The 25,384-nt window shown below is 61.8% G+C and carries 28 protein-coding genes; 10 read left to right on the plus strand and 18 right to left on the minus strand.

The genetic code is table 11. The annotated features are described in order from the left end of the window. Positions 1–19 precede the first annotated feature (19 nt). Positions 20–1,096, plus strand: coding sequence for a DUF748 domain-containing protein (locus PSH78_RS19375; protein ID WP_305496174.1), 1,077 nt, complete (start codon positions 20–22; stop codon positions 1,094–1,096). Here the strand turns inward: PSH78_RS19375 and PSH78_RS19380 are convergent. Further along, complete coding sequence (locus PSH78_RS19380; RefSeq protein ID WP_305496175.1) at positions 1,093–1,593, minus strand: DUF2442 domain-containing protein; 501 nt, start codon at positions 1,591–1,593, stop codon at positions 1,093–1,095. The two genes, PSH78_RS19375 and PSH78_RS19380, sit on opposite strands and share 4 nt — an antisense overlap. Continuing rightward, positions 1,581–1,811, minus strand: coding sequence for a DUF4160 domain-containing protein (locus PSH78_RS19385; RefSeq protein ID WP_305501327.1), 231 nt, complete (start codon positions 1,809–1,811; stop codon positions 1,581–1,583). Before PSH78_RS19385 ends, PSH78_RS19380 begins: the two co-directional genes overlap by 13 nt. Before the next feature lie 199 nt (positions 1,812–2,010). Here PSH78_RS19385 and PSH78_RS19390 point away from each other — a divergent pair, with 199 nt between their 5' ends. Both PSH78_RS19390 and PSH78_RS19395 read left to right on the plus strand, forming a co-directional pair. After that, positions 2,011–2,856, plus strand: coding sequence for a MoxR family ATPase (locus PSH78_RS19390; RefSeq protein ID WP_304550908.1), 846 nt, complete (start codon positions 2,011–2,013; stop codon positions 2,854–2,856). A 34-nt stretch (positions 2,857–2,890) separates the two neighbouring features. Next, positions 2,891–4,069 (plus strand): VWA domain-containing protein, encoded by a 1,179-nt coding sequence (locus PSH78_RS19395; protein WP_305496176.1) that lies wholly within the window; start codon positions 2,891–2,893, stop codon positions 4,067–4,069. 120 nt (positions 4,070–4,189) lie between these two features. On the opposite strand, the gene PSH78_RS19400 is transcribed toward PSH78_RS19395, so the two are convergent. The 7 genes from PSH78_RS19400 to PSH78_RS19430 form a co-directional block, all read right to left on the minus strand. After that, positions 4,190–5,113: a biotin-dependent carboxyltransferase family protein gene (locus tag PSH78_RS19400; RefSeq protein ID WP_305496177.1), complete on the minus strand. Its 924-nt coding sequence runs from the start codon at positions 5,111–5,113 to the stop codon at positions 4,190–4,192. Further along, positions 5,110–5,814, minus strand: coding sequence for a 5-oxoprolinase subunit PxpB (gene pxpB, locus PSH78_RS19405; RefSeq protein WP_305496178.1), 705 nt, complete (start codon positions 5,812–5,814; stop codon positions 5,110–5,112). The genes PSH78_RS19400 and pxpB overlap by 4 nt, the downstream gene beginning before the upstream one ends. Next, positions 5,811–6,563: a 5-oxoprolinase subunit PxpA gene (locus PSH78_RS19410; RefSeq protein WP_305496179.1), complete on the minus strand. Its 753-nt coding sequence runs from the start codon at positions 6,561–6,563 to the stop codon at positions 5,811–5,813. Before PSH78_RS19410 ends, pxpB begins: the two co-directional genes overlap by 4 nt. 62 nt (positions 6,564–6,625) lie before the next feature. After that, entirely contained in the window at positions 6,626–7,912 is a 1,287-nt protein-coding gene (locus tag PSH78_RS19415) for an MFS transporter (protein WP_305496180.1), read from the minus strand. 302 nt (positions 7,913–8,214) lie between these two features. Then, positions 8,215–8,757, minus strand: coding sequence for a DUF2937 family protein (locus PSH78_RS19420; RefSeq protein ID WP_305496181.1), 543 nt, complete (start codon positions 8,755–8,757; stop codon positions 8,215–8,217). Between the two features lie 12 nt (positions 8,758–8,769). Beyond that, a complete protein-coding gene (locus PSH78_RS19425; RefSeq protein ID WP_305496182.1) occupies positions 8,770–9,546 on the minus strand; it encodes a class II glutamine amidotransferase in 777 nt (258 codons plus the stop codon). A gap of 31 nt (positions 9,547–9,577) precedes the next feature. Beyond that, on the minus strand, positions 9,578–10,072 hold the full coding sequence (locus PSH78_RS19430) for an MFS transporter (protein WP_305496183.1): 495 nt from the start codon (positions 10,070–10,072) through the stop codon (positions 9,578–9,580). 159 nt (positions 10,073–10,231) lie between these two features. Between PSH78_RS19430 and PSH78_RS19435 the strand changes: the two genes are divergently transcribed. Next, positions 10,232–12,286 carry a S9 family peptidase gene (locus PSH78_RS19435; protein WP_305496184.1) on the plus strand — a complete coding sequence of 685 codons (2,055 nt, stop codon included), beginning with the start codon at positions 10,232–10,234 and terminating at the stop codon, positions 12,284–12,286. 210 nt (positions 12,287–12,496) lie between these two features. After that, entirely contained in the window at positions 12,497–12,970 is a 474-nt protein-coding gene (locus PSH78_RS19440) for a cyclic nucleotide-binding domain-containing protein (RefSeq protein ID WP_305496185.1), read from the plus strand. Between the two features lie 52 nt (positions 12,971–13,022). Here PSH78_RS19440 and PSH78_RS19445 read toward each other — a convergent pair whose 3' ends face one another. Then, positions 13,023–13,310: a hypothetical protein gene (locus tag PSH78_RS19445; protein WP_305496186.1), complete on the minus strand. Its 288-nt coding sequence runs from the start codon at positions 13,308–13,310 to the stop codon at positions 13,023–13,025. 76 nt (positions 13,311–13,386) lie between these two features. Here PSH78_RS19445 and PSH78_RS19450 point away from each other — a divergent pair, with 76 nt between their 5' ends. From PSH78_RS19450 to PSH78_RS19465, 4 genes are all read left to right on the plus strand, one after another. After that, positions 13,387–14,073 (plus strand): spermidine synthase, encoded by a 687-nt coding sequence (locus tag PSH78_RS19450; protein WP_030141186.1) that lies wholly within the window; start codon positions 13,387–13,389, stop codon positions 14,071–14,073. A gap of 48 nt (positions 14,074–14,121) precedes the next feature. Next, positions 14,122–14,496 carry a YajD family HNH nuclease gene (locus PSH78_RS19455; protein WP_003184246.1) on the plus strand — a complete coding sequence of 125 codons (375 nt, stop codon included), beginning with the start codon at positions 14,122–14,124 and terminating at the stop codon, positions 14,494–14,496. Positions 14,497–14,675: 179 nt separating this feature from the next. Next, a complete protein-coding gene (locus tag PSH78_RS19460; protein ID WP_305496187.1) occupies positions 14,676–15,146 on the plus strand; it encodes an RNA methyltransferase in 471 nt (156 codons plus the stop codon). A 77-nt stretch (positions 15,147–15,223) separates the two neighbouring features. Beyond that, a complete protein-coding gene (locus PSH78_RS19465) occupies positions 15,224–15,601 on the plus strand; it encodes a DUF2892 domain-containing protein (protein ID WP_305496188.1) in 378 nt (125 codons plus the stop codon). Between the two features lie 137 nt (positions 15,602–15,738). On the opposite strand, the gene PSH78_RS19470 is transcribed toward PSH78_RS19465, so the two are convergent. Then, positions 15,739–16,968, minus strand: a complete 1,230-nt coding sequence (locus PSH78_RS19470) for a hypothetical protein (protein WP_305496189.1) — start codon at positions 16,966–16,968, stop codon at positions 15,739–15,741. 30 nt (positions 16,969–16,998) lie between these two features. Further along, positions 16,999–17,448, minus strand: a complete 450-nt coding sequence (locus tag PSH78_RS19475) for a YcgN family cysteine cluster protein (RefSeq protein ID WP_003184256.1) — start codon at positions 17,446–17,448, stop codon at positions 16,999–17,001. A gap of 160 nt (positions 17,449–17,608) precedes the next feature. Between PSH78_RS19475 and PSH78_RS19480 the strand changes: the two genes are divergently transcribed. Continuing rightward, entirely contained in the window at positions 17,609–18,202 is a 594-nt protein-coding gene (locus PSH78_RS19480; RefSeq protein WP_305496190.1) for a nitroreductase family protein, read from the plus strand. A gap of 220 nt (positions 18,203–18,422) precedes the next feature. Here the strand turns inward: PSH78_RS19480 and PSH78_RS19485 are convergent, their stop codons facing one another. The 6 genes from PSH78_RS19485 to PSH78_RS19510 form a co-directional block, all read right to left on the minus strand. Then, entirely contained in the window at positions 18,423–19,355 is a 933-nt protein-coding gene (locus tag PSH78_RS19485) for a D-2-hydroxyacid dehydrogenase (RefSeq protein ID WP_305496191.1), read from the minus strand. Between the two features lie 119 nt (positions 19,356–19,474). Then, positions 19,475–19,768 (minus strand): YcgL domain-containing protein, encoded by a 294-nt coding sequence (locus PSH78_RS19490; protein ID WP_030141193.1) that lies wholly within the window; start codon positions 19,766–19,768, stop codon positions 19,475–19,477. Then, a complete protein-coding gene (rnd, locus tag PSH78_RS19495) occupies positions 19,765–20,898 on the minus strand; it encodes a ribonuclease D (protein WP_305496192.1) in 1,134 nt (377 codons plus the stop codon). The genes PSH78_RS19490 and rnd overlap by 4 nt, the downstream gene beginning before the upstream one ends. Positions 20,899–21,019: 121 nt before the next feature. Beyond that, complete coding sequence (locus PSH78_RS19500) at positions 21,020–21,661, minus strand: class I SAM-dependent methyltransferase (RefSeq protein ID WP_305496193.1); 642 nt, start codon at positions 21,659–21,661, stop codon at positions 21,020–21,022. A 72-nt stretch (positions 21,662–21,733) separates the two neighbouring features. Further along, entirely contained in the window at positions 21,734–23,383 is a 1,650-nt protein-coding gene (locus tag PSH78_RS19505) for a phosphoethanolamine transferase (protein WP_305496194.1), read from the minus strand. 162 nt (positions 23,384–23,545) lie between these two features. Further along, complete coding sequence (locus PSH78_RS19510) at positions 23,546–24,928, minus strand: glutamine synthetase family protein (protein ID WP_305496195.1); 1,383 nt, start codon at positions 24,926–24,928, stop codon at positions 23,546–23,548. Positions 24,929–25,384 lie beyond the last annotated feature (456 nt).

Below are 25,384 nucleotides of genomic sequence, written 5' to 3' on the forward strand. Positions count from 1 at the left end.
AACAACGGAGACTACTGACATGAAGCGTCGATACAGTTGGCCACTGTGGGCCTTCGTCGCCATCGTTGCGCTGCTGGTGGCCGTGCACTTCGCGCTGCCCTATCTGGTGCGCGACTACCTGAACGATAAATTGGCAGACATGGGCGACTACCGCGGCCAAGTCAGCGATGTCGACCTCGCGCTCTGGCGCGGTGCCTACCGGATCAATGGCCTGAAAATCGTCAAGGTCGATGGCAAGATCCCGGTGCCATTCGTCGACGCGCCGCTGGTCGACCTGTCCGTGAGCTGGCACTCGCTCTGGTATGACCATGCGGTGGTGGCCGCCGTGGAGTTCACCCATCCCGAAGTCAACTTCGTTGACGGCGGGCCCAACCGGCAGAATTCCCAGACCGGCCGGGGTACCAACTGGCGTGAACAATTGAGCAAACTGATGCCCATCACTCTGAACGAGGTGCGGATCAGCGACGGCAAGGCCACGTTTCGCAATTTCAACTCCAAACCACCGGTCAATCTGCGAGCTACCAACGTCAACGCCAGTTTTTATAACCTGACCAATGTGGTCGACACCGAAGGCAAGCGCGACGCCCGTTTCGAAGGCAAGGCCCTGGTGGCCGAGCATGCGCCACTGGAAGTCCAGGCAACCTTCGACCCATTGAGCGACTTCGAGGATTTCGATTTCCGCCTGCGCGCCACCAACATCGAGCTCAAGCGCCTGAACGACTTTGCCGCGGCCTATGGCAAGTTCGACTTCAACGCCGGCCACGGCGACCTTGTAGTCGAGGCCGAAGCCGACAACGCCCGGCTCAGCGGTTACATCAAGCCACTGCTTCGCGATGTGGACGTGTTCGACTGGCAACAGGACGTCGAAAACGAGAACAAGAACATCTTCCGCTCGGTCTGGGAAGCCTTGGTCGGCACGGGCGAAACAGCCTTGAAAAACCAGAGCAAGAACCAGTTCGCCACTCGCGTGGAACTCAGCGGCAACGTGCATCAGCAGAACATCAGCGCCTTCGAAGCCTTCCTGCAGATTCTGCGCAACGGTTTCGTCCAGGCCTTCAATGCCCGTTATGAACAGCCGCCGCCCTCCAAAGACTAAGTCTTGGGAGTGACAACGTAGCGACCTTTTTGCTCCGCCACCGCCCGGCCCGTACCGCGCTGCAGAGAGTCCCAGCCCAGGCATGCAAGAGCCAGCGATCGCGGTACCGCCTCGCGGCCGCTGCTGTAGCGAGTGATACTGCGAGGACTGACCCCCAGCGCTTCGGCCGCCTTGTTCAATGGCAACCCGGTTCGGGCGCGCCAATCGATGAAGATGCGGGTGTTTTCATCCGCGGCGTTCTGGGCCAATGCGCTGAAATACAAGGTGTCGGCGCCGATCTGGATATCCAGGTCGGGCCACTCCACACTCCAGCCGTCGTCGCCCAGGGCTGCGCCACCAAACGCACCGTCTTCAAGCAATGGCTGCAAACCCGGATAATTTTGCACATCGGCGCTCAAGTCCAGCCTCAGTTGCTGACCGTCGATGAATATCAGTTCGAGACTGAACGGCAATAAAGGCTGCACGGCCAATAGCCGCGGCCGTTTCATGGGTAGCATCGTTGCCAATCCTCCAGCAGTTGCGCCTGATGGGCCCGGACCCAGTCCAGCGCTTCCTTGATAATCAATGGCGGAGCGCGGCCCATCAAGACTTCAACGGTTTCCAGACTCAGGACAACATCCACTCCGCCACCGGTGAGGTGGACATGGGGAGGTGGATGATCCCTTTCCCGCAATTGGATGCGATAGGTATCTCTGAATCGATATTTAGTAGACATGCCATCGAATATATCGCCAATTTGGCGATATACAATACTGGCAAGACGCCGAGACTGAGTCAACATGTGACGCCCCATTCAGAGACTGAATACAGCGTCTGCGTTCACAGTCGGCGGGGCCGCGCGTTATAGTCGGGCACGTCATTTATTTCGCGCGCCCCGCCTCGCCGGGCCGGCGACACCGTTCGAGGATTTGCAGATGAAGTTCGAAGGCACCCGCGCCTACGTGGCCACCGATGACCTGAAACTGGCCGTCAACGCCGCCATCACCCTGGAACGGCCGTTGCTGGTCAAGGGCGAACCGGGCACCGGCAAGACCATGCTCGCCGAACAACTGGCGGAGTCCTTCGGCGCGCGCCTGATCACCTGGCACATCAAATCCACGACCAAGGCCCACCAAGGCCTGTACGAATACGATGCGGTCAGCCGCCTGCGCGATTCACAGCTGGGCGTGGACAAGGTCCATGACGTGCGCAACTACTTGAAGAAAGGCAAGCTCTGGGAAGCGTTCGAGTCCGAAGAGCGGGTCATCCTGCTGATCGACGAAATCGACAAGGCCGACATCGAGTTCCCCAACGACTTGCTGCAGGAACTCGACAAGATGGAGTTCTACGTCTACGAGACGGACGAAACCATCAAGGCCAAGCAGCGCCCGATCATCATCATTACCTCCAACAACGAAAAGGAACTGCCGGACGCCTTCCTGCGCCGCTGCTTCTTCCACTACATCGCCTTCCCCGACCGCGCCACCCTGCAGAAAATCGTCGACGTGCACTACCCGGACATCAAGAAAGACTTGGTCAGCGAAGCGCTGGACGTGTTCTTCGATGTACGCAAAGTGCCGGGCCTGAAGAAAAAACCCTCCACCTCCGAACTGGTGGACTGGCTCAAGCTGCTGATGGCCGACAACATCGGCGAAGCGGTGCTGCGCGAGCGTGATCCGACCAAGGCCATCCCGCCGCTGGCCGGCGCCCTGGTCAAGAACGAACAGGACGTGCAATTGCTCGAGCGCCTGGCGTTCATGAGCCGTCGCGGCACTCGCTGATCCTCTTCGTCCAACAAGAGCGAGGGCGATTGCCATGCTGCTTAACCTGTTCAATGAGATGCGCGCCGCCAAGGTGCCGGTGTCGGTACGCGAACTGCTGGACCTGATCAACGCGCTGAAACAGCGGGTGATCTTCGCCGACATGGACGAGTTCTATTACCTGTCCCGGGCCATCCTGGTGAAGGACGAACGGCACTTCGACAAGTTCGACCGAGCGTTCGGCGCTTACTTCAATGGCCTGGAAAAACTTGATGATCATCTTCAGGCGTTGATTCCCGAGGACTGGTTGCGCAAGGAGTTCGAGCGCTCCCTGACCGATGAGGAACGGGCGCAGATCCAGTCCCTGGGCGGTCTGGACAAGCTGATCGAAGAGTTCAAGAAGCGTCTGGAAGAACAGAAGGAACGCCACGCCGGCGGCAACAAGTGGATCGGCACCGGCGGCACCAGCCCGTTCGGATCCGGTGGCTTCAACCCCGAAGGTATCCGGGTCGGCGACGCTGGCAAACGCCAGGGCAAGGCCGTGAAAGTCTGGGACCAGCGCGAGTACAAGAACCTCGACGACCAGGTGGAACTGGGCACCCGCAACATCAAGATCGCCCTGCGCCGCCTGCGCAAGTTCGCCCGCCAGGGCGCGGCCGAAGAGCTGGACATCGACGGCACCATCGATCACACCGCCCGGGACGCTGGCCTGTTGAACATCCAGATGCGCCCGGAGCGACGCAACACCGTCAAGCTCCTGCTGCTGTTCGACATCGGCGGCTCGATGGACGCCCATGTGAAGATCTGCGAGGAGCTGTTCTCGGCCTGCAAGACCGAGTTCAAGCACCTGGAGTATTTCTACTTCCACAACTTCGTCTACGAGTCGGTGTGGAAAAACAACCTGCGCCGCACCTCGGAGCGCACTTCGACCCAGGACTTGCTGCACAAATACGGCGCCGACTACAAAGTCATCTTCATCGGCGACGCAGCCATGGCCCCTTACGAGATCACCCAGGCCGGCGGCAGCGTCGAGCACTGGAACGAAGAAGCCGGTTATGTGTGGATGCAGCGCTTCATGGAGAAGTACAAGAAGCTCATCTGGATCAATCCGTACCCGAAGGACACCTGGGGTTACACCGCTTCGACCAATATCGTCCGCGAGTTGGTGGAAGACCGGATGTATCCGCTGACGTTGCGAGGGTTGGAGGAAGGGATGCGGTTTCTTTCCAAGTAAAGTCTTGCGGTGCCTGTAAGGGCCTCTTCGCGAGCAGGCTCGCTCCCACACTGGATCTTTGCCATAACAAGAAATCCAGTGTGGGAGCGAGCCTGCTCCGGGCGGCGATCCGACGAAGCTTTATTGGCTGTAGTGAATACTGCGGAGGCACTCAACCTGCTGCCGATGCGCAACGGCCTGCACCACCGGCCGCAACCGCAGCTGCGTCCCTGGCAGGCATTGCGCCAACCGGGCCAGGGACAGCGGCGTCAAGGCGCCCAGGCGCGGGTAACCACCGATGGTCTGCCGATCATTGAGCAACACGATCGGCTGGCCGTCCGGCGGCACCTGCACGGCGCCGAGCGGAATGCCTTCGGAAATCATCGCCGGGCCTTGGTATTCCAGCGCCGGGCCGAGCAAGCGCATGCCCATGCGATCGGCGCGACTGTCCAGCGTCCAGGGTGTATTGAAGGCATCGAACAGGCTGCGTCCGCTGAACGCGCCATTTTGCGCACCGAGGATCAGGTCCAGCGGCTGTACCTGCTGAAAATCCGGAATCCGCCTGTGGGGCATCGGCCGAGGCGTTGCCGAGCCTGAATAACTCAGCTGTTCACCGCGACTCAGCGCTCGCCCCCGCCCATCCAGGCCACCGAGTTCTTCGCGCACCACCGTCGCCCGGCTGCCCAGCACCGCAGGCGCATTAAAGCCGCCGGGAGCCGCCAGGTAGGCGCGGGCACCGAGCACCGGCTGAGTGAGCGCCAACACCTGGCCTTGGCGCAGGCTGAAGAAGCGCCACGACGCTACGCCCTGACCGTCTATCCGCGCGCCCAGGTCCGCACCGGCCAGCGCTAGCACGCAGTCCTCCTCGGCCACCACGGTAAAACCGCCGAGGGTGATTTCCACCACCGCCGCGTCCGGGGCGTTGCCCAGCATCCAGTTGGCCCAGCTCATCGACAGCCAGTCCGCCGCGCCGCCCTGGGTCACGCCAAGATGCCTGACGCCAAAGCGGCCAGTGTCCTGCAACAGGCACAGCGCTGTGCTGGCCTCGATCAACAGACGGCTCATACCTGCGCCTCCAACGGTGTGTCGTCGCCGCCCAGGGCAATGAACTCAGCGTGACCAACAGCGGCAAAACGCACCGTGTCGCCGGGCTGCATCAGGCTGTAGCCATCGCGCTCGCGGTCGAACAATTGGGTCGGGGTGCGGCCGATCAGGTTCCAGCCGCCAGGCGATACCACCGGGTACGCGGCGGTCTGACGCTCGGCGATTCCGACGCTGCCCGCCGCGACCCGTTTGCGTGGGGTGTCGAGTCGCGGTGCGGCCAACTCTTCGTCCACCAGCCCCATGAAAGCGAATCCCGGCGCGAAGCCCAGGGCGAACACCTGATATTCGCGCTCACTGTGACGCTGGATGACTTGCGTCACCGTCAACCCGCTGCGGCTCGCCAGCAGGTCCAGCTCCGGCCCGACACTTGGGTCGTACCACACCGGCAGCACATGGCATTGCCCGGCGGACCGGGCATCCGGCGAGAGGTTGTTCAGCGCTTCGCCGATCAACTCGCGGGCCTGGGTCGGAGTCAGGGCGAGCAAATCGTAATGCACCATCAGGGTGGTGTAGGACGGCACCAGATCAATCAGATCATCGGCGAAAACCGCGCGCAGGCGCGCGCTGGCAGCCAGCATCCACGGCATGTTGGCCTCGGCGATTTCGTCGAACAGGCGCACCATCAGGCAGTCCACCGCCACCACTTCCACGCGTGGTTTCATGGCGCGCTCTGCCGGTCGAGGGCCTCGCGGATACGCTGCACGGCCGCCACGGAGCTGGCGTTGTCGCCGTGCACGCACAGCGTATCGGCGTGCAGATTCAAGGCGCTGCCGTCGCTGGCCGTCAGCGCGTCGCCGCGGGCAATGGTCAGCGCCTGTCCGATGATCACCTCGGGATCGTGATGCACCGCCCCGGGCAATTGCCGCGAGACCAGGCGACCGGCGCTGTCATAGGCCCGGTCGGCAAAGGCTTCGAACCACAGGGTCAGACCGTATTCGTCGCCCAGGGCCTGGGCCGCGCTGTTGTCCCGGGTCGCCAGTAGCATCAGCGGCAACTGCCGGTCATACGCGGCGATGGCCTCGATAACAGCACGCAGTTGCGCCGGGTTGGCCATCATGTCGTTGTACATCGCACCGTGAGGTTTGACGTAGCTGACCTGTCCACCCTGGGCCCGGCAGATACCGTCCAAGGCGCCGATCTGGTAGTGCAGCAGGTCTTGCAGCTCCTGGGCGCCATAGGCCATGGAGCGGCGGCCGAAGCCAGCCAGGTCCTGATAGGCCGGGTGCGCGCCGATCCGTACGCCGTGGCTCAAGGCGAGGCTGACGGTCTTGCGCATGATGCTCGGGTCGCCGGCATGAAAGCCGCAGGCGATGTTGGCGCAATCGATGAAGGGCATCACCTCGGCGTCCAGACCCATGGTCCAGTTGCCGAAGCTTTCGCCGATGTCGCAGTTCAGTAGCAGGCGGCTCACGGTGAACGCTCCTGTAGGTTCTTTTTTATGGACCATGGGGATCGCGCCCCACAGGTTATCAGTCAATCGGCTTCCAACTGCTTGCCCTGAGTCTCCGGCAGGCTCAGGGCCGCCAGGATCACCACGCCATAGGACACCGCCGCGAAGGCTCCGATGCCGACGCTCAGCGGCACCTTCTGGCTCAGGATACCGATCAACAGCGGAAACAGCGCCGCCACCGCGCGGCCAATGTTGTAGCAGAAGCCCTGCCCCGATCCGCGAATGCGCGTGGGGAACAGTTCGGTGAGGAACGAACCCATGCCGCTGAACATGCCCGAAGCGAAGAAGCCCAACGGGAAGCCCAGCCACAGCATCACGTTGTTGCTCACCGGCACCTGGGTGTACAGCAGCACGATGGTGAAGGAACCGACGGCGAACAGGACGAAATTTTTCTTGCGTCCGAGGATGTCGGACAGATAGGCGCTGATGACGTAACCCACGTAAGAGCCGACGATCACCATCGCCAGGTAGCCGCCGGTACTCAGGACGCTCAGGCCGCGCTCGTTTTTCAGGAAGGTTGGCAGCCAGGAGGTGATGGCGTAGTAGCCACCCAGCGCGCCAGTGGTCAGCAGCGAGGCTCGAATCGTCGTGAACAGAATGCCGGGGGCAAAAATCTCGTAGAACTTCGCCGGGTTCTCGGGCGTCAGCCGGGCCTTGGTCTGGTTATAGACTTCCGGGTCCTTGACCAGCCGGCGAACGAAGATCACGAACACCGCCGGCACGATGCCGAGGATGAACAATGCGCGCCAGGCGTCTTCCGGCGGCAGCACCGAGAACAGCAGCGCATACAGAATCGCCGTCATGCCCCAGCCCAGGGCCCAGCCCGATTGCACCATGCCGACCGCCTTGCCACGGTCCTTGGCGCGGATTACTTCGCCCATCAACACGGCGCCGGCGGTCCACTCGCCACCGAAGCCGAAGCCCATCAGCGTGCGTGCGATCAACAGTTGTTCGTAGTTCTGGGCGAAACCGCAAAGGAAGGTGAAGAACGCAAACCACAATACCGTCAATTGCAACGTGCGCACCCGACCGATGCGGTCCGAGAGAATGCCCGCCACCCAGCCGCCGATGGCCGAAGCGATCAAGGTGCTGGTGTGAATCAGGCCCGCTTCACCCGTGCTGATACCCCACATCGCGATGAGCGTCGGCACCACGAAGCTGAGCATCTGGGTGTCCATGCCGTCCAGGGCGTAACCGATCTTGCAGCTCCAGAAGGTGCGCCGTTCCTGCTGGTTGATGTTGCGATACCAATCGAACGGACCGGAGCGGGCCTGGGGTTGGGGGACGCCGAGCGTGTCGGGTGCACTCATGGTGGTTCTCCACGGGTTTTATTGTTGTGAGTCTCGACGACGCTGACGTGGAGACCGTTGCCCCGATTCTTGAGCCCACGGTCGATCGCGTCCAACGAATAAAACCTTGGACGGGTCATAAGAAAAAGTTGATTGGGTAGGTTGTGGCATGCGCCGTTGTGGCGAGGGGATTTATCCCCGCTGGGACGCGAAGCGGCCCCAACAAGGCCGCCTCCCCTATCAGGCAGGGTCACTGACGGGGCTGCTTCGCAGCCAGCGGGGATAAATCCCCTCGCCACAAAAGCCCCTCGACCTGAAAGGTGTCAGAGTCCGCGCAGGTCACGCTCTTCAATCGGCCGGCTCTGGCGCAGGCGCTTGCCGCCCAGCACCACCCAGTCGATCAGGCGGAACAGGCATTCCAGGCCGAACGACAGCAACATCGCGCCGCTGATGCCCCAGATCATCGCCTCGGGGGTCAGCAGGATCTGGTAGCTGTAGCCATTCCAGGTTTCCTTGCGGATGTCCGGATCGGCGGCCAGGGCCACCTGCAGCAGGCGGATGTACCACGGGCCCTGCATTGCCTGGAACTGTTTGTCCAAAGCCTGCTGGCGCACGAGCAAGGTGTTCAGGCTGTCGGCATCGCTGCGAAAGATCGGATCTTCACTGGCGCGGTAATGCGCCACCAGGGCCTGCATGTCACCCTTGAAAAACTGGTTGGCGGTGCCCTGGAATCCCTGCAGGCCAGTTTGCGCCTCGATCAGGTGGGCCTCGACCCGCTTGGCGTAATCATTGACGAAGCCCGGCACCTGGACCCCAACCAGCAGGCCCACCGCGAACAACACCAACCGTAGATAGCTGAGCAACATAACGTGACGTCCTTATTCGGTCCGGCCGTGGCTGACGCATTCGCCGCGTCGCCACAGGCTCCATTGGCCCGGTTCGTAGCGGGTCCAGGTTTCGTTTTCGGTCAAGGGTTCGGTGGCAATCACCGTGACCACGTCGTTGGGCGTGGTTTCGGCCTGGAAATCGACAATCACGTCCACATCCTTCAGCCGCGCCGGGCCGAACGGTGCGCGCCGGGTGATCTGCGCCAGTTTGGTCGAGCAATAGCAGAACAGCCAGTCGCCGTCGCTGAGCAGGCAGTTGAACACGCCCTTGCTGCGGTATTCGCTGCACGCCTCGATCAAGGCCGGCAGCAACTGCTCGACCTCCACCGGCTCAGGATAAGCCTGGCGCACGCGGTTGAGCAGATCGCAGAACGCCGCCTCGCTGTCGGTATCGCCCACCGGGCGGTAGAAACTCACGCCCGGCTGGAAATCGGCGAGCTGGCCGTTGTGGGCGAAACACCAGTTGCGCCCCCACAACTCCCGCACGAACGGGTGGGTGTTGGACAGGCAGACCTTGCCGACGTTGGCCTGGCGGATGTGACCGATGACCACTTCGCTCTTGATCGGATAGCGTTGCACCAGGTTCGCCACTTCCGACTCGCTGCTGGCGGCCGGGTCCTGGAACAGGCGCAGGCCACGGCCTTCATAAAAAGCGATGCCCCAGCCGTCGCGGTGCGGCCCGGTCTTGCCGCCGCGCTGCATCAGCCCGGTGAAGCTGAACACGATATCGGTCGGCACATTGGCGCTCATGCCCAATAACTCACACATGCTCGAACCCTCGTTTGATTGGGCAGCCCGGTTACAGGCGCGGTTCGATGCGCGAACGCTGGGGATTGCTCGGCACGGGTGGGCGACCGTAACGGTCATCACCGGCCACGCCGAACGCAGGCTCGTCGTCAGGCTCGGCAGCGGCGGCTGCTTTGGCTGCGGCGGCCCGCTCCTGGCGAGCCTTGGCCGCGCGTTCGACAGGAATACGGATCAGCACCAGGACCAGATAGAGGCCGAAGGCGATCATGGCGTACATGAGCAGGTCGGACGCTGCACGCCAGACGTTGTTGCCAACCTTGAAGAGCAGGTCCAGGGCGGCAATGGCCAGCGCCGGGGCGACCTTTTCCTTCACCGGGTCGACGATGGTCGGGCTGAACAGCAACACCGCCATCAGCAGCCGCAGCGGCTCGCGCAACCAGCGCCACATGAAGCGGGTCATGCGCATCCACACCAGGAGGCAGCCGAGGGCGGCGAAGGCGTAGAGACCCCAGGCAATCAGATAATCGTTCTCGGTCATGGTGTCCATGGCAAGGCAGGCAAAGAGGCGCTTATAGTAACGGCTTTTCGCTCGTCAGGCTGCCCCGGCATCTGCCGGATGCCCGGCGGGGTGAGTTTTTCGGTCCGGCTACCGAACTGACCCCGTCGGCCACTTGTCCCTGTTCGTATCATGCTCGAGAGTTTTTCCATGCCCCTATCCGCCCACGTTCCCGACGCCCCGATTGCCCGCAAGGCCCCCGGTGTTGACCCCTACGCCTGGCTGCAGGAGCGCGACACCGACGCCGTGCTCGAATACCTGAAGGCTGAAAACAGCTACCAGCAAGCCCGGCTCGCCGACCAGGCCGAACTGCGCGAAACGCTGTTCCAGGAAATCAAGGGACGAATCCTCGAAACCGACCTCTCCCTGCCCTCGCCCTGGGGCCCTTACCTGTATTACACCCGCACCACGGCAGGTGATGAATACGCTCGCCATTACCGTTGCCCGCGTCCAGCCGATGACAGCCTGACGGTCGATGAAAGTCGTGAACAGCTGTTGCTGGACCCGAACGCGCTGGCCGGCGGCGGTTTCTTTTCCCTCGGCGCGTTCAGCATCAGCCCCGACCATCAGCGTCTGGCCTACAGCCTGGACACCAGCGGCGATGAGATCTACACGCTGTTCGTCAAGGAACTGTCCAACGACAAGGTCAGCGAACTGTCCTTCGAAAACTGCGACGGCAGCATGACCTGGGCCAACGACAGCCTGACGCTGTTCTTCGGCGAACTCGACGATACCCATCGCCCGCATAAGCTGTTGCGCTATCGCCTGGACGGCACCGCCGCCGAAGAAGTGTTCCATGAGCCGGACGGGCGTTTTTTCCTGCATTGCTACCGTTCAAGCTCCGAGCGGCAGTTGATCCTGTCCCTGGGCAGCAAGACCACCAGCGAAGTCTGGGTGCTGGACGCGGCGCAACCACAACAACCGTTTACCTGCGTCGCGCCACGGGTAGAGAACCACGAATACGATGTCGACCATGGCCTGCTCGAAGGGCAATGGACCTGGTTCATCCGCAGCAACCGCGACGGCATCAATTTCGCCCTGTACCAGGCGCCCGATACAGGCGAAGCGCCGGCCGAAGCCGACTGGCAGAACCTGATCCCCCACAGTGACACGGTGATGATCGACGGCCTGAGCCTGAACGCCAGCGCCATGACATTGAGCCTGCGCGAGGGTGGCCTGCCGATCATCGAAGTTCACCCACAAGGCTTGCCGGCGTATCGGGTGCAACTGCCGGACGCGGCCTACAGCCTGCACGTGCAGAACAGCCTGGAATTCATCAGCGAGCGCATTCGCCTGCGCTACGAAGCGCTGAATCGTCCGGCGCAGATTCGCCAGCTGGACCTGGCCAGCGGTGCTCAGGTCGTACTCAAGCAAACCCCGGTGCTGGGTCCGTTTGATGCCGATGCGTATGTCAGCCAACGGCTTTGGGCGACGGCACCGGACGGTACGCAAGTGCCCATCAGCCTGGTGGTCAAGCGCGAGGCTTTGGGCAAACCCGTGCCGCTGTACTTGTACGGCTACGGCGCCTATGGCGAAAGCCTCGACCCGTGGTTTTCCCATTCGCGCTTGAGCCTGCTGGATCGTGGCGTAGCGTTTGCCATCGCCCATGTGCGCGGCGGCGGCGAATTGGGCGAGGCCTGGTATCGCGCCGGCAAGCAGGAGCACAAGCACAACACGTTCAGTGATTTCATCGCTTGCGCCGAACACCTGATCGCCCAGGGCTTCACCTCGGCCGATCAGTTGGCGATCAGCGGCGGCAGCGCCGGTGGCCTGCTGATCGGCGCAGTCCTCAATCAACGCCCGGAGCTGTTCAAGGTGGCGATCGCCGAAGTGCCGTTCGTCGACGTGCTCAACACCATGCTCGACCCCGAGCTGCCCCTGACCGTGACCGAATACGACGAATGGGGCAACCCCGAGGAGCCGGACGTTTATGATCGCATCCGGGCCTACGCGCCGTACGAAAACGTCCGCGCCCAGGCGTATCCGGCGATGCTGGTGATCGCCGGCTACAACGACAGCCGCGTGCAGTACTGGGAAGCGGCCAAGTGGGTGGCGAAACTGCGCGCGACCAAGACCGACGAAAACCCGCTGCTGCTCAAGACCGAACTGGGTGCTGGCCATGGCGGCATGAGCGGCCGCTACCAGGGATTGCGTGACGTAGCGCTCGAATATGCATTTGTCTTGAAGGTTTTGGGCGTGGCTTGAGGAACTCTGTGGGATGGCCAGGTCTTAGCTCCATACCTGGCTCGACTGGATCAAATGTGGGAGCGAGCCTGCTCGCGATGACGGTGGATCAGCCTGCCCCAACGTTGGCTGACAGACCGCCTTCGCGAGCAGGCTCGCTCCCACAGGGGATCGTCTTACATTCAAGACAATCCAAAACCGCAGAACACGATAAGAAAAGACCGTGACGACATGTCAGAACCGACCTTACTGAACAACCAAATTCGCGACTGGCTGATGGACTGTGGTCTGTTCGACCAACTGCTGCCCGTCGACTTTGCCGCGGCATCGGGCTATTTCAGCATCAGCACCGTCGCCCAGGGCGAAGCGATTTTTCGCGAGGGCGATGCCGGCAGTTTCATGTGCATCCTTCACATCGGCCAGGTGGCCGTGCAGAAAACCGGCCCCGACGGCCAGCCCGTGACCATCGCCACGCTGCGCAGCGGCCGCGCCTTTGGCGAAATGGCCGTGCTCGACGGCGAACGACGCTCGGCCAGTTGCATCGCGGCCACCGATTGCCAGTTATTGAACCTGGGCAAGGATTCCCTGGAAAAAATGCTCAACGACGCACCGAAGATCGCCGCCAAGATCATCCGCGCCCTTGCCGTCTCCCTGTCCAAGCGCCTGCGCATGGCCGACGGACAGTTGCTGTCGCAGCAGGTGTAGCGCTTTCTGTCAGTTAAATACAGGACCTGTGGGTATTGGGTGGTGTTGGCGATCACCCCCCCGGCGACTTGGCCTTCGGCGGCTTCGGCTCCATGCCCGGGATCGGCTGGTCCCTCGGCGGCCTGGGCATTTCGATCGGCGGCAACAGCGGCGGGCCGCCACCCGGTGGGGTGGCCTTGGGCACACCACTGGGCGTGACCGGTGGATACGGCATGGGCGTGGCGGTGCCCGGCGCCCCGGGGATGCTCGGCGGGTTGACGGGAATCGTCGGCTGCTGGGCCTGGGCGCAACTTATCGAGAGCGCCGCCACGGCAATGGCCGTTAGAATGGTGCACTTCATCAATGGCTCCGTGGCTATTGTCTGCTTTCAGGCTAGTCCCAACCGGGCCGGTCTGCCCCATTCCCATGAGATTTCCATGAAACGTTTCGTTCTGCTCGACACCACGCCCATTCCCGACAACGGCGGTGCCTTGTGCCTTTTCGAGTATGGCGAAGATTTCGTCATCAAGATCCAGGGCGGTGACGGCGGACAGTTGATGAATACCCGCATGCACGGTTCCGAAGATGCCCTGGCCGAGATTCCCTGTCGCAAGGTCGCCGGCCGTCCCGGCTCGCGGGTGCTGATCGGTGGTCTCGGCATGGGCTTCACCCTCGCCTCCGCCCTCAAACACCTGGGCAAGAGCGCCGAAGTGGTAGTGGCTGAACTGGTCCCGGGTGTGGTCGAGTGGAACCGCGGCCCCCTCGGCGAAAAGGCCGGGCGACCGCTGTCGGACCCGCGCACCGTGATCCGCATGGAAGACGTCGCCAAGGTCCTGCAAGCCGAGCCGCAGGGGTTCGACGCGATCATGCTGGATGTCGACAACGGCCCGGAAGGCCTTACCCAGAAAGCTAACAGTTGGCTGTATTCGGCCGGCGGCCTGGCCGCGTGCGCCAAGGCCCTGCGCCCCAAGGGCGTGCTGGCGGTATGGTCGGCCAGCGCTGACCGGCAGTTTTCCGACAAGCTGAAAAAGGCCGGTTTCAAGGCCGAAGAGGTGCAAGTGTTCGCCCATGGCAACAAAGGCACCCGCCACACCATCTGGATTGCCGAGAAGCTCAAGGGCTGAGCTAAACTCTGTCCAACCGTCATCAGTCTTTTTTACAAAGGTGAACCCATGAGTTCGTCCACCCCACCGTCCAACACCGCCAAGCTCGACCGCATCCTCGCCGACGCCCAGCGCGACCGGGAAATGGGCTACCGCGACAAAGCCCTGAAAATGTACCCCCACGTCTGCGGTCGCTGCGCCCGTGAGTTTTCCGGCAAGCGCCTGAGCGAACTGACCGTCCATCACCGTGACCACAACCACGACAACAACCCGCAGGACGGTTCCAACTGGGAACTGCTGTGCCTGTACTGCCACGACAACGAGCACTCGCGCTACACCGACCAGCAATACTTCGGCGACGGCTCCCTGAGCACGCCGAAAATCGCCAAGGCGACGCATAACCCCTTCGCCGCGCTGGCCGGGCTGATGAAAAAAGACGAGTGAGCCCGCAAGGCCGCCTTCGCGAGCAGGCTCGCTCCCACATTGGATTTTTGGTGTTCACAAAATGCTGTGGGAGCGAGCCTGCTCGCGAAAGCGGTCAACCAGCCACCACACATCTCGAACCTGACCACCCTCCCCCATTCCCCGTATAATCACGCCTTTTCCCAAAGGCACCCCCGTCCGTGGCCAACAAACGCTACAGCTGCATCGGTCTGTTCAACCCCAAGTCGCCAGAAAACGTTGGTTCGGTCATGCGTGCCGCCGGCTGTTACGGCGTCGCGTCGGTGTTCTACACCGGCAAGCGCTACGAACGCGCTGCCGACTTCGTTACCGACACCAAAAAAGTCCACTACGATATCCCGCTGATCGGCATCGACGACCTGAAAAAGATCCTGCCCCTGGGCTGCGTGCCGGTGGCCGTGGAACTGGTGGACGGCGCCCGCCCCTTGCCCGAATACACCCATCCAGACCGGGCCCTGTACATCTTCGGCCCGGAAGACGGTTCCTTGGACAAGGACATCCGCGACTGGTGCGAAGACGTGATCTATATCCCCACCAACGGCTGCATGAACCTGGCCGCTACGGTCAATGTCGTGCTCTACGACCGCATGACCAAAGGCAACAACACCCGATCGGGGCCGCAATTTCGCTGACCGGCGGGAAATTCCATGGAACGACGGATTCGCTCTGGCAGTCAGCTTTATACACATCCCCACACTGGAGACAGATCATGAGCGACAACAATCCGTTCGGGCCGGTTGAGACCACCCCTTTCCAAACCCGCAGCCCGCAGAATGTGCACGGCTGGGAGCGCATTGGGTCACTGGCCGGTGGGGTGCTGATGATGGGCAAGGGCTTGCGCCGCGGCGGTGTGATCGGCCTGGCCCAACTGGCAATCGGCGGCATGGCCCTGGCCCGCGGCATCACCGGGCATTGTTCGGCCAAGACCCTGCTGGAAAAAAATCGTCAGCACCTGCACGACGCCCGCGCCCGGATCGAGCAGGCCGGCGATGAACTGAGCCGCATGAAAGCCAATGCCGAGGCGGCGACCGGCACGGCTACGGTGACGGGGAATGATTCGTTGGTTTCGCCGAAGGCTGGGCTCTGATTTTTGCGCTGAGGCTGATGGCCTCATCGTCGGAACGCCATCGCGAGCAAGCTCGCTCCCACACTGGATCTTCAGTGGACACCCTATTTGTGTACGACTCGATCAATGTGGGAGCGAGCTTGCTCGCGATGGCGATGTCACTGGAGTAACCGGCTATCCAGCACAGCGGAAGCCCCACCCAGGACACTTTCACTGAGCTTCACAAACTCCTCGGTGTCGACGGTTTCCAACCGCATCGCCCCTTGCAGCACATCATCCAGCGAACGCTTGTTGCGGGTTTTCAGGCGAATTTCCCGATCCAGCTCCTGCAACAGCAGCACCGCCTTGGATACCATTGCAGGGCTCACCTGTTCGCCACGCAACGTCGTGACGCCCTTGCTGTCCCGGGCGAGTCGATCATTCAATGCCTGGTAACGCTCGTCGCTCATGCCGCCGGCTCGGCGCAGCAATTCGATGGCGTAATACTCGTTGAGCCCTTCGCTGATCCAGTCGCTGCGATCATGATCGTTGATGCGCGCCAGCACCTGGACCAACTCGCGCAGTAACGGGCTGCTGCCCCGTTCGCTGACCAGTGCCGGACGGCTGTGCAGGTAAATCGATTCATGGCCGCCCTGGGCGCCACGCCACATCGGATCGCCCGCGCCAATGATCAACAGCTTGGCCGGATGGCGCGGCACAATTGCCTGCACCTGCGGCCAGACGAAGGTCAGCAGCGTCAGCACGTCCATCCGCCGCATGCCCTGGCCTCGCGGCGAAGCCACGGTCACTTCGGTCTCGCCCAGGCGCGTGCGGCGGCTGCCGAGCTTGCCGGCCAGCATCCAGCCCGTCGGCCGGTCGAACAGGCGCGAAGGGTTGTCGATGCGAAAACGCTGCTTGCCGATACGCGGCCAGGGCGTCTCGATGCTTTGCCAGCCACCCGGCAATTCGAATTCCAGGCGTGACACCAGTTCAGTGCCGTCCTGCTGATCCAGCCTGGCTGGCGGTACCAGGTCATCACCGCGCAGCAGCGCCCATCCGGGGGTCATGCGGGTCTCAAAGGAGCCGTTCTTGCGCGACTCGCTGAGGCGGACGCGATAAGTCAGGCTCGCCTTGTCGGCGGCTGGGCGCCAGACGCCCCGAGCTTCGTGCCCGGGAATGAGTTGCCACTGGCCGTCGGCTTTGAAATCACTGTAGCGACCATCGCTCCCAAGATCGAAATCCAGGCTGCGCACCGCCGAGCCCCGCGCCAGCGTCAGGCGCACTTCGGCCTGGTCGCTCTGCGGCAACAGGTGGACGTGATAATCCAGATCGACTTTCTGCGCCGCCCACAGCGGTCCGCTCACTGCCAGCAGCCCGGCCGCCAGCATCCGTTTCAATCCTGCAGCCATGGGTTCTCCTGGGGTGCGATGGCGGGTGTTTCAGCCAGCGCGGAAAATCAGGTGATCTTCCCAATCCTCTTCAGCCACGCTGCCTTCGGCGAGCATGCGCCCGGATTGGGAAATGCGTTCGTGGTGCACCGCGTCGCGGTCGCCGCAGACCAAATGGTGCCACAGCGGCAGGTCCTTGCCCTCGCTGACCAGGCGATAGCCGCAGGTCGGCGGCAACCATTTGAACTCATCGGCCTTGCCTGGCGTGAGCTGGATGCAATCAGGAACAAAGTCGCGACGATTGGGGTAATCGGTGCACTGACACGTCTTCAGGTCGAGCAACTTGCAGGCGATGCGCGTGTAGTAGACGCTGTTGTCGTCTTCGTCTTCGAGCTTTTGCAGGCAGCACAGGCCACAGCCGTCGCACAGCGATTCCCACTCCTGTGAATCGAGCTGATCGAGGGTTTTGCGTATCCAGAACGGTTCGACTTTGGCGGCCATGGCTCAAGCATCAACATCACGTGGTGAAAAGGCCGACAGTCTAGTGCCGGGGCCTCTTGAGGCCAAGCATTGGCGACTGCCGGTACAAGGGGGCTTGTCAGTCCGGGCGCCTGGACGTAGGTTGCTTCATCACGTTCCCGATCCCAGCCAAGGTAAGCCCATGAGTGCCAATCCCCGCATTGCCGAATACGCCATCCATCCCCAGTTCATCGAACGCTGGTCGCCTCGCGCTTTCATCGCTGAAAGTATTTCCGAAGAAACCCTGCTGAGCTTCTTCGAAGCCGCGCGCTGGGCGCCTTCGGCCTATAACTCACAGCCCTGGCGTTTCCTGTATGCGCGTCGCGACACGCCGAACTGGGAGCGTTACCTGGGCTTGCTCAACGAATTCAACCGTGGCTGGGCCCAACACGCCTCGGCGCTGGTGATCATCGCCTCGAAAACCACCTTCGCGGTGCCCGGCGCCACCGAGGAAACCCCGGCCCAGTGCCACACCTTCGACACGGGCGCGGCCTGGGGCCACCTGGCGCTGCAAGCGAGCCTCAGCGGCTGGCACACCCATGGCATGGCCGGCTTCGACCAGGAGCTGACACGCAAGGAACTGAAGATTCCCGACGGCTACGCCGTGCACGCGGCCGTGGCGATTGGCAAGCTGGGAGACAAATCGACGCTGGCCGACTACCTCCAGGCCCGCGAAGTGCCGAGCCCGCGCCGGCCGTTGAGCGAGCTGGTGGCCGAGGGTGATTTCACCCTCTGATCCATGAGCCACTGCGCGCACTTGAGACTGGCACTGAACCTGTGGCGAGGGAGCTTGCTCCCGCTGGGCTGCGAAGCAGCCCCAAACAATTCGACACGATGCACCAGGCAACGGCTGACAGCTTTTACGACTGCTGCGCAGCCGAGCGGGAGCAAGCTCCCTCGCCACGATGGTTCACACACCTTGAGTAAATGGCATTACCGCAGTGTTGCGCACGGGATCAGTAACCCCGACTGAAATCCACTTCCCCGCGCAACGCTTCGCCGGCCTCATAGGCTCGCAGGTTCTCCAGGAACAACTGCACCATCATCGGCGGCGACGTCGGTGCCGAGCTGTGGCCGGTCAGCAACAGTCCCCAGGCGGTCCAGAACGGGTGGCGCTGCGGCAACGGCTCCTGGCGGCACACGTCGATTACCGCACCGGCCAGGTGCCCGTCCTGCAACGCTTGCACCAGGTCTGCATCGACCACAGCCACGCCACGGCCGACATTGATGAACAGCCCGGTGGGTTTGAATTGCCTGAACAACGCCGCGTCGTAGATATCGTGAGTGTCCGGTGTATTCGGCAACAGGTTGATCACGTAGTCCACCTCGCCCACCAGACGGGGCAAGTCCTGCAACGCGCCCACTTCAATAAACGGCGCCAATTCCCGAGCTTCACTGGCGATGCCGTACAACTGCACGCCAAATGGCACCAGGAACTCAGCCACGCGGCAACCGATATCGCCGGTCCCGACGATCAATACCTTGCGCCCCGCCAGGCTCTGGCTCTGGCGATTGTCCCATTTGCGCTCCACCTGGCTGACCAGGCGCGCCAGGACTTCGCGCTCATGCCCGAGCATGTAGGTGAGCACATATTCGGCCATGACCTGGCCAAAAATTCCCACCGCACGGGTCAGGCGGTAGTCACGGGTCAGGCCCTCGGCCAGCAGCGGCGTGATGCCCGCCCAGGTCGATTGCAGCCAACGGGGCTTGTGGCCCTGACGCAACAAGGTTGCCAGCAGGTCCGGCTGGCCGAGCCAGACCGGGCAATCGGCGGCCAGGCGTGACAGTTCAGCGGAGTCGCCGCTGGTCAGGATTTCGATATCGGCTGCAGCCTGGCGCAGGAGCTGGGCATACATCGCGTGGTCGTGTTCGGCAATCAGAACGCGCATGAATCAAACCTTTCAAAAACAGTGCAAACGACCGCCGACAGAGTGTTGCTCCATCTTCGCGGCCATCCCGATAATCATTCCAGTGTTTCGAGAGCCCCCAGGACGGACGCCCAAGGCAATCAGACCGGGTCGTTGCGGCGCAGCAACTCTTCGGGCAAATGCTCGATGTACTCGTCCTCTGCCGGTGGCATCTGCAGGTGATAACCCTGCGTATCGAGGTTCTCAAGCACCTTGTTGATGTCTTCGCGGGACAATTGCCGCTCCGGGCTCAGAACCAGGTCGAAGGCATGGATCGCCTTGCCGAAGGCCGCCATCAATGGCTCAGGCACACGGGCCAATGCCTCGCTCTTGAGCACATACAGGTACATCTCGTTTTTCTTCGAGCTTCGGTAGATGGAGCAGATACGTTTCAAGGCTGTTCTCCGGCGGTGGCCAGGCTGTCGAGCAGCGCCTGGCCCATCAACTCGCGGCGCCAGCCACGCAGCGAATCGGGCAGTTGGTAAGGTCCCTCGGGGTAGCCGCTCTTGATCAGGGCTTCGAGGGTTTTCTTGCGAAGCATCAATTCAGGAGCAATGCCCAGGCGCTCGGCTTCAGCCTGGCCCAGCGCCTTGAGGCGCTTGAGCAGCGCCGCGGCCTCGATGGGCAGCGGCTCAGCCACGGCGGGCGGCCATTGTTCGGGCGGCACGCTGCCGGCACGCTTGATCAGGTCCAGCAGGAACTCGCCGTCCTGACGCACCGTGCGCGGGTGCATGTCTTCTATTTTTGCCAGCGCGCCGAGGTTATCCGGCTGCGTGCGGGCCAGGGGCCACAGCGAATGCTCGCGGAGGATGCGGTTACGTGGCAGGTCACGGGCTCGCGCCTCGCGTTCACGCCAGGCGTAAAGCTCGCGCAGCACGGCCAATTGCGCTCGGGAGAGTTTCCAGGCCAGCTTGGCGTCGCGGTAGACCTCATACGGGTCGATTTCACGTCGCAGGTTGGCCACCAGCTCGGCGCCATCCTCCAATACCCAGGCGTACTTTTCATCGGAAAGCTTCGGGCGCAACTCGACGAAAACTTCCGCCAGGTGCACGGCATCCTCGGCGGCGTAGCTGATCTGCGTCTCGGAAAGGGGCCGCTGCAACCAGTCGGAACGGGTCTCGCCCTTGGGCAACTCGATACCCAGCACTTCCTGCACCAGCCGCGAGTAACCCATCGAAAAGCCCAGGTTCAGGTAAGCGGCGGCCAGCTGGGTGTCGAACAGCGGCGCGGGCAGGCTGCCCGTCAGGCGCAGCAAGACTTCCAGATCCTCGCTGCAGGCATGCAACACCTTGAGCACTGCCGGGTTCTCCAGCAGCGCAGCCAACGGTTGCCAGTCATCGATGGTCAATGGGTCGATCAGGTAGGCGCTTTTACCGTCACCGATCTGCAGCAAGCCTGCGATGGGATAAAAGGTGTCGACCCGCATGAATTCGGTGTCGAGGGCGACGAATGGCAACTGTTGCCATTCGGCGCAAAACCGACCGAGGCTATCGTTGTCGCGAATCCAGTGAATATCGATGGCCACACGGCTCTCCCTTGAAGAATGGCGCGCAGTATATATCGCCGTCGGCGATTGCGAGCATCTACGGAGCAAGAGCTTTAGAGAAATCGCCTGCGCAAACGCAAGAATAGTCCTACATCAGCGGTTAACTGGTCTTACGTAATACATAAACTCGCTTCAACGCAAAACCGGGCAGGAAATCCTGATACCACTGCACGCTGAAACCAGCCTCGATAAACTCGGCTTCGACCCGGGCCCGGTCGACCAAGCGCCTGGGCGGCGGCTGGCCGGTTCTCAGCCGACCCTCGATCTGGACCGACACGATCACTGTGTCGCGGCTGACCCGATGGAATTCGCGCAACAACGCCAGGCGATGCTCGCTGGCCTGGACATGCAGAAACAGTTGCAGACAAAAAATACAGTCCACCGCGTTCGCGGATAGCCCGAGGGTGAACGCGGAACTCGGGAAGGTCCTGACCCGCTCAAGTAACGCTTCGTCGTGGTGGGCGAGCGCGTGATCAAGCATTTGCGGCGACGGGTCCGCCGCCAGGATCACCCGGTTGGCATGTTCGGCCAGCACCGGCCAGAAGCGCCCCGCCCCGCACGCCACATCCAGCACCAGGCCGGGCTCGCCGGCGGCCTTCAGAGCGTTGCGCACCAGCTGCTCGTCACGCCAGAACACCAGGCGCAACCGCCGAGGCGCCGGTTGGCGGCACGTTTGCGCATGCTCCTGCTCGTGCTGTCGGGTGAATTCAAGCTCGACGGTGGATGGGGATTGCCCGGGCATACTCACAGCTCAGTGAAAATAAGTGAGCAACAGCTTAAACAGTGCCGCGTGAAAAAAAGGTGTAGGAAACTTCTACTCACGGGCCAACACGCCGTCGATGACCGCGCCGCGACAACCGGCAAACATGTCCAGCTCCTGGTTGTAGACCTTGCTGTTGACCTCCAGCAGCCCGAGCATCGAATGAAACAGGTTGTCCTGGCTGAGGGGTTTGTCCCGACTCAGTTGCAGGCAATGCGTATCGACCGAGAAAGCTTTCTGATAACCGTCGGAGAACCAGGCCAGCATCGCCACATGCTTCTGTTGCTCCGGAGCGAGCATATAAGGTGTGCCATGGAGGAACAGGTTGTATTCGCCAAGCGACTCGCCATGGTCCGACAGGTACAGCATGGCCGTGTCGACCTTGTCCTGATTTACCCGCAGCAGGTCAATCAGGGTCGACAGCACATGGTCGGTGTACACCAGCGTATTGTCGTAGCCGTTGACGATGCTTTCGCGGCTGCAATTGTTCAACGCGTTGCTTTCACACACCGGGGTGAAATGCTCGTACGCCTTGGGATAACGCTTGAAGTATTCCGGCCCGTGACTGCCCATCTGGTGCAACACCAGCACGGTGTCCTTGTCGAGGGTATCGATGAATTGCTGCAGACCCTGGAGCAGGATCTCATCGCGGCATTCACTGTTGGCACACAGGGCCGGGTCCTTGAGATTACTGACGTCCTGCACCGCAACCCGATCACAGGTGCCTTTGCAGCCGGACTGGTTGTCGCGCCAGATCACTTCCAGTCCGGCGCGCTTGAGCACATCCAGCAGGCCCTCTTCGTTCTTGGCCTTGCTCGCGTCGTAGTTCTTGCGGCCCATGTTGGAAAACATGCACGGCACCGACACGGCGGTCTCGGTGCCGCAGGAATGCACGTCGGTAAAGGCAATCAGGCCGGCCTCTTTATCCAACTGCGGCGTGGTATCGCGGTGATAGCCAAGAATGCCGAAGTTCTCCGCACGCGCGCTCTCGCCCACCACCAGCACCGTCAGGGATTTGCGCCCATGGGTTTGCCAGGCCGGGTTGCGCTGCGCATCCTCGCCCAATGTAATGAACGGCTGCTTGGCCGAGGCGACCTGCTCGCGCAAGTAGCCGATCGAGGCGCCGATGTAGTTGCTCGGCACCACCATCAGATGCAACTCGTGATGATTGCGAAACAGCGAAGACAACCCTTGGTAATTGATCAGGGCAACCCCGCCCAACAGCGCAGCCGAGACGACGCCGACGAGCAACTTGCTTAATAATTCCCTGGGCCAGCGACGATAACTTATCGGCGTCTTGAGCAATAACCATGCAGGCAGTACACCTAATAGTAAAAGGTAGCCAAACAACTTTAACGACAACAGGTCACGCACTTCCGTGGCATTGGTTTCGGCAAAGTTACGCAACATGCCGGCATCGACCAAAACACCGTATTGGGCCATGAAATAAGCGACCCCGGCGCTGATCATGAACAACAGCATCAATAACGGCTTGAGCAGCGGACGGAACGCCACCAGTGTCAGCACCAGGTTGAACGCGCAGAACACCATTACGGCAAACGCCACGCACAGCAACATACCGTGTCCGTCCGCCGCCGTGATGGCGAGCAGGTGTTGCCAGAGAATGGCGTTGAAGCCCACTAACAAAAAGGCACTGGCGACCAGCGTCACCCACTCGGGGCGCACGGCTTTAATAGTCAGCATGAGGGTTGGAAACTTCCTGAAAGTTGCTCTTTAAAAAGACCTGCCGTAGGCAAATGTGAAAAATTCATTTGCTACGGCAACACAAACTTTAGGCAGCCCACCATCAATTTTTCGTGAAAAAGTTGCTGTTAAATAATTTTTCAACAGCCACTTCAAAACACTTCAGGCCTGGTTCAGGTACCAACGCCAATCCTGCTCGCCGACCTCGCCCATGAACTGGCGATATTCGGCACGCTTGACCGCCAGGTAGACGCCAAGGAATTCATTCCCCAACGCTTCCCGCGCCCACGTCGAAGATTCAAGGGCACGTAAGGTGGTCAGCCAGTCGGTGGGTAACAATTGGCTCGCCTGGGCGTATCCGTTGCCCTCGACAGGCGCTCCGGGATCGCTCTGTTCGCGTATGCCCCGATGGATACCGGTCAGGATCGCCGCTGCGGCCAGGTACGGATTGGCATCGGCACCACAGATACGGTGTTCGATGTGCCGAGAAAAGGCCGGGCCACCCGGGACTCTCAGGCTGACGGTGCGGTTGTCCACGCCCCAGGTCGCAGCCAGCGGCGCGTAGCTGTGGCTTTGGAAACGGCGGTAGGAATTGGCGTTAGGGCAAAACAACAGCAGCGAATCGAGCAAGGTCGCGAGCATCCCGCCCACCGCATGACGCAGCAACGGCGTGCCGTCGGCGGCTTCGCTGGCAAACAGGTTATTGCCCTCCCCATCGGCGAGACTGACATGCATGTGCATGCCGGAACCCGCCAGGTGATCGAACGGCTTGGCCATGAAACAGGCCGCCATGCCGTGCTGGTGCGCCACGCCCTTGACCAGCCGTTTGTAGCGCACTGCGTCATCCATGGCTTGCAGGGCATCGGTGCGGTGTTCGAGGGTGATCTCGACCTGCCCCGGCGCGTATTCGGAAATGGCCGTACGGGCCGGGATCCCCTGCAGCTTGCAGGCCGCATAAAGATCCGCCAGGAACGGCTCGATCTGCTCCAGCTCACGCAAACCATAGACCTGGGTGGAACGCGGCCTGCTCCCATCTGCGTCCCGCGCCGGTTGCGGCCGCCCCTCGCTGTCCCGTTGCGCATCCAGCAGGTAGAACTCCAGCTCCGCCGCCATTACCGGGTAATAACCCTGCGTCTGCAAGGCTTCGATCACCCGACTGAGCAGATAGCGCGGATCGGCAATGGCTGCCGGCATACCCTCCCGGGGATGCATGCCGACTTGCACGGCGGCGGTAGGAATCCGCCGCCACGGCATGCGCTGCAAGCTGCCGCTGATGGGGTAGGCACGACAATCGATATCACCGACGTCCCAGACCAGGCCAGAGTTCTCAACATCGTCGCCCTTGAGCGTCAGCCCGAGGATTGTACTCGGCAGCGGCCGGCCACTCTGGTAGACCGCGAGCAGTTCGTCCCGATGCAGCCACTTGCCCCGAGGCACACCGTTGTTATCCACGATAAACAATTCGAACAGCTCGATATCCGGATTCTGTGCCAGGAACGCCTGGGCTTGTTGCACGGAGGCAAAAGAAGATTCGACAAGACTCATGGGAATGCTCGTATTTTCGTGTCGGACGGGCGATCAGGCACCGTCATCCTGTGCTCGCTATCAACGAGCACGGTTCAAGGAATCAACAGGAGATACGGCCATCCGGAGGACGTGCGTGGCGACAATGCCAGAGGGCCCAGAACGCCAGTTCGCAGGGCAGCGCAAAGGATGCTGGAGGCACGGCGGGCGGTTGCGCGCCGACCAGGACGATGGCGGCGCACGGCGGGTATTGAAATGCGACAGGCCAACCGTCCATAGGAGCATCACGGAAAAACATTCGACACGAGCCTCCCATGACGCCAGGGGCTGTTAAACCAGGATTTGATGGAGTCTGCGTTGGCGTCGGCTAAACAATCGTCTTCGCCATGCTGGCTGAACACAGTCTTGCCGGCGGGAAAAGCAGCGACCGGCATTCTCTGCACACGCTCGTTCCGTTAGGATCAAAACCTGTTTGCG

It is taken from the genome of Pseudomonas sp. FP198 (assembly GCF_030687895.1).
In the GTDB taxonomy this organism is placed as follows: Bacteria; Pseudomonadota; Gammaproteobacteria; order Pseudomonadales; family Pseudomonadaceae; genus Aquipseudomonas.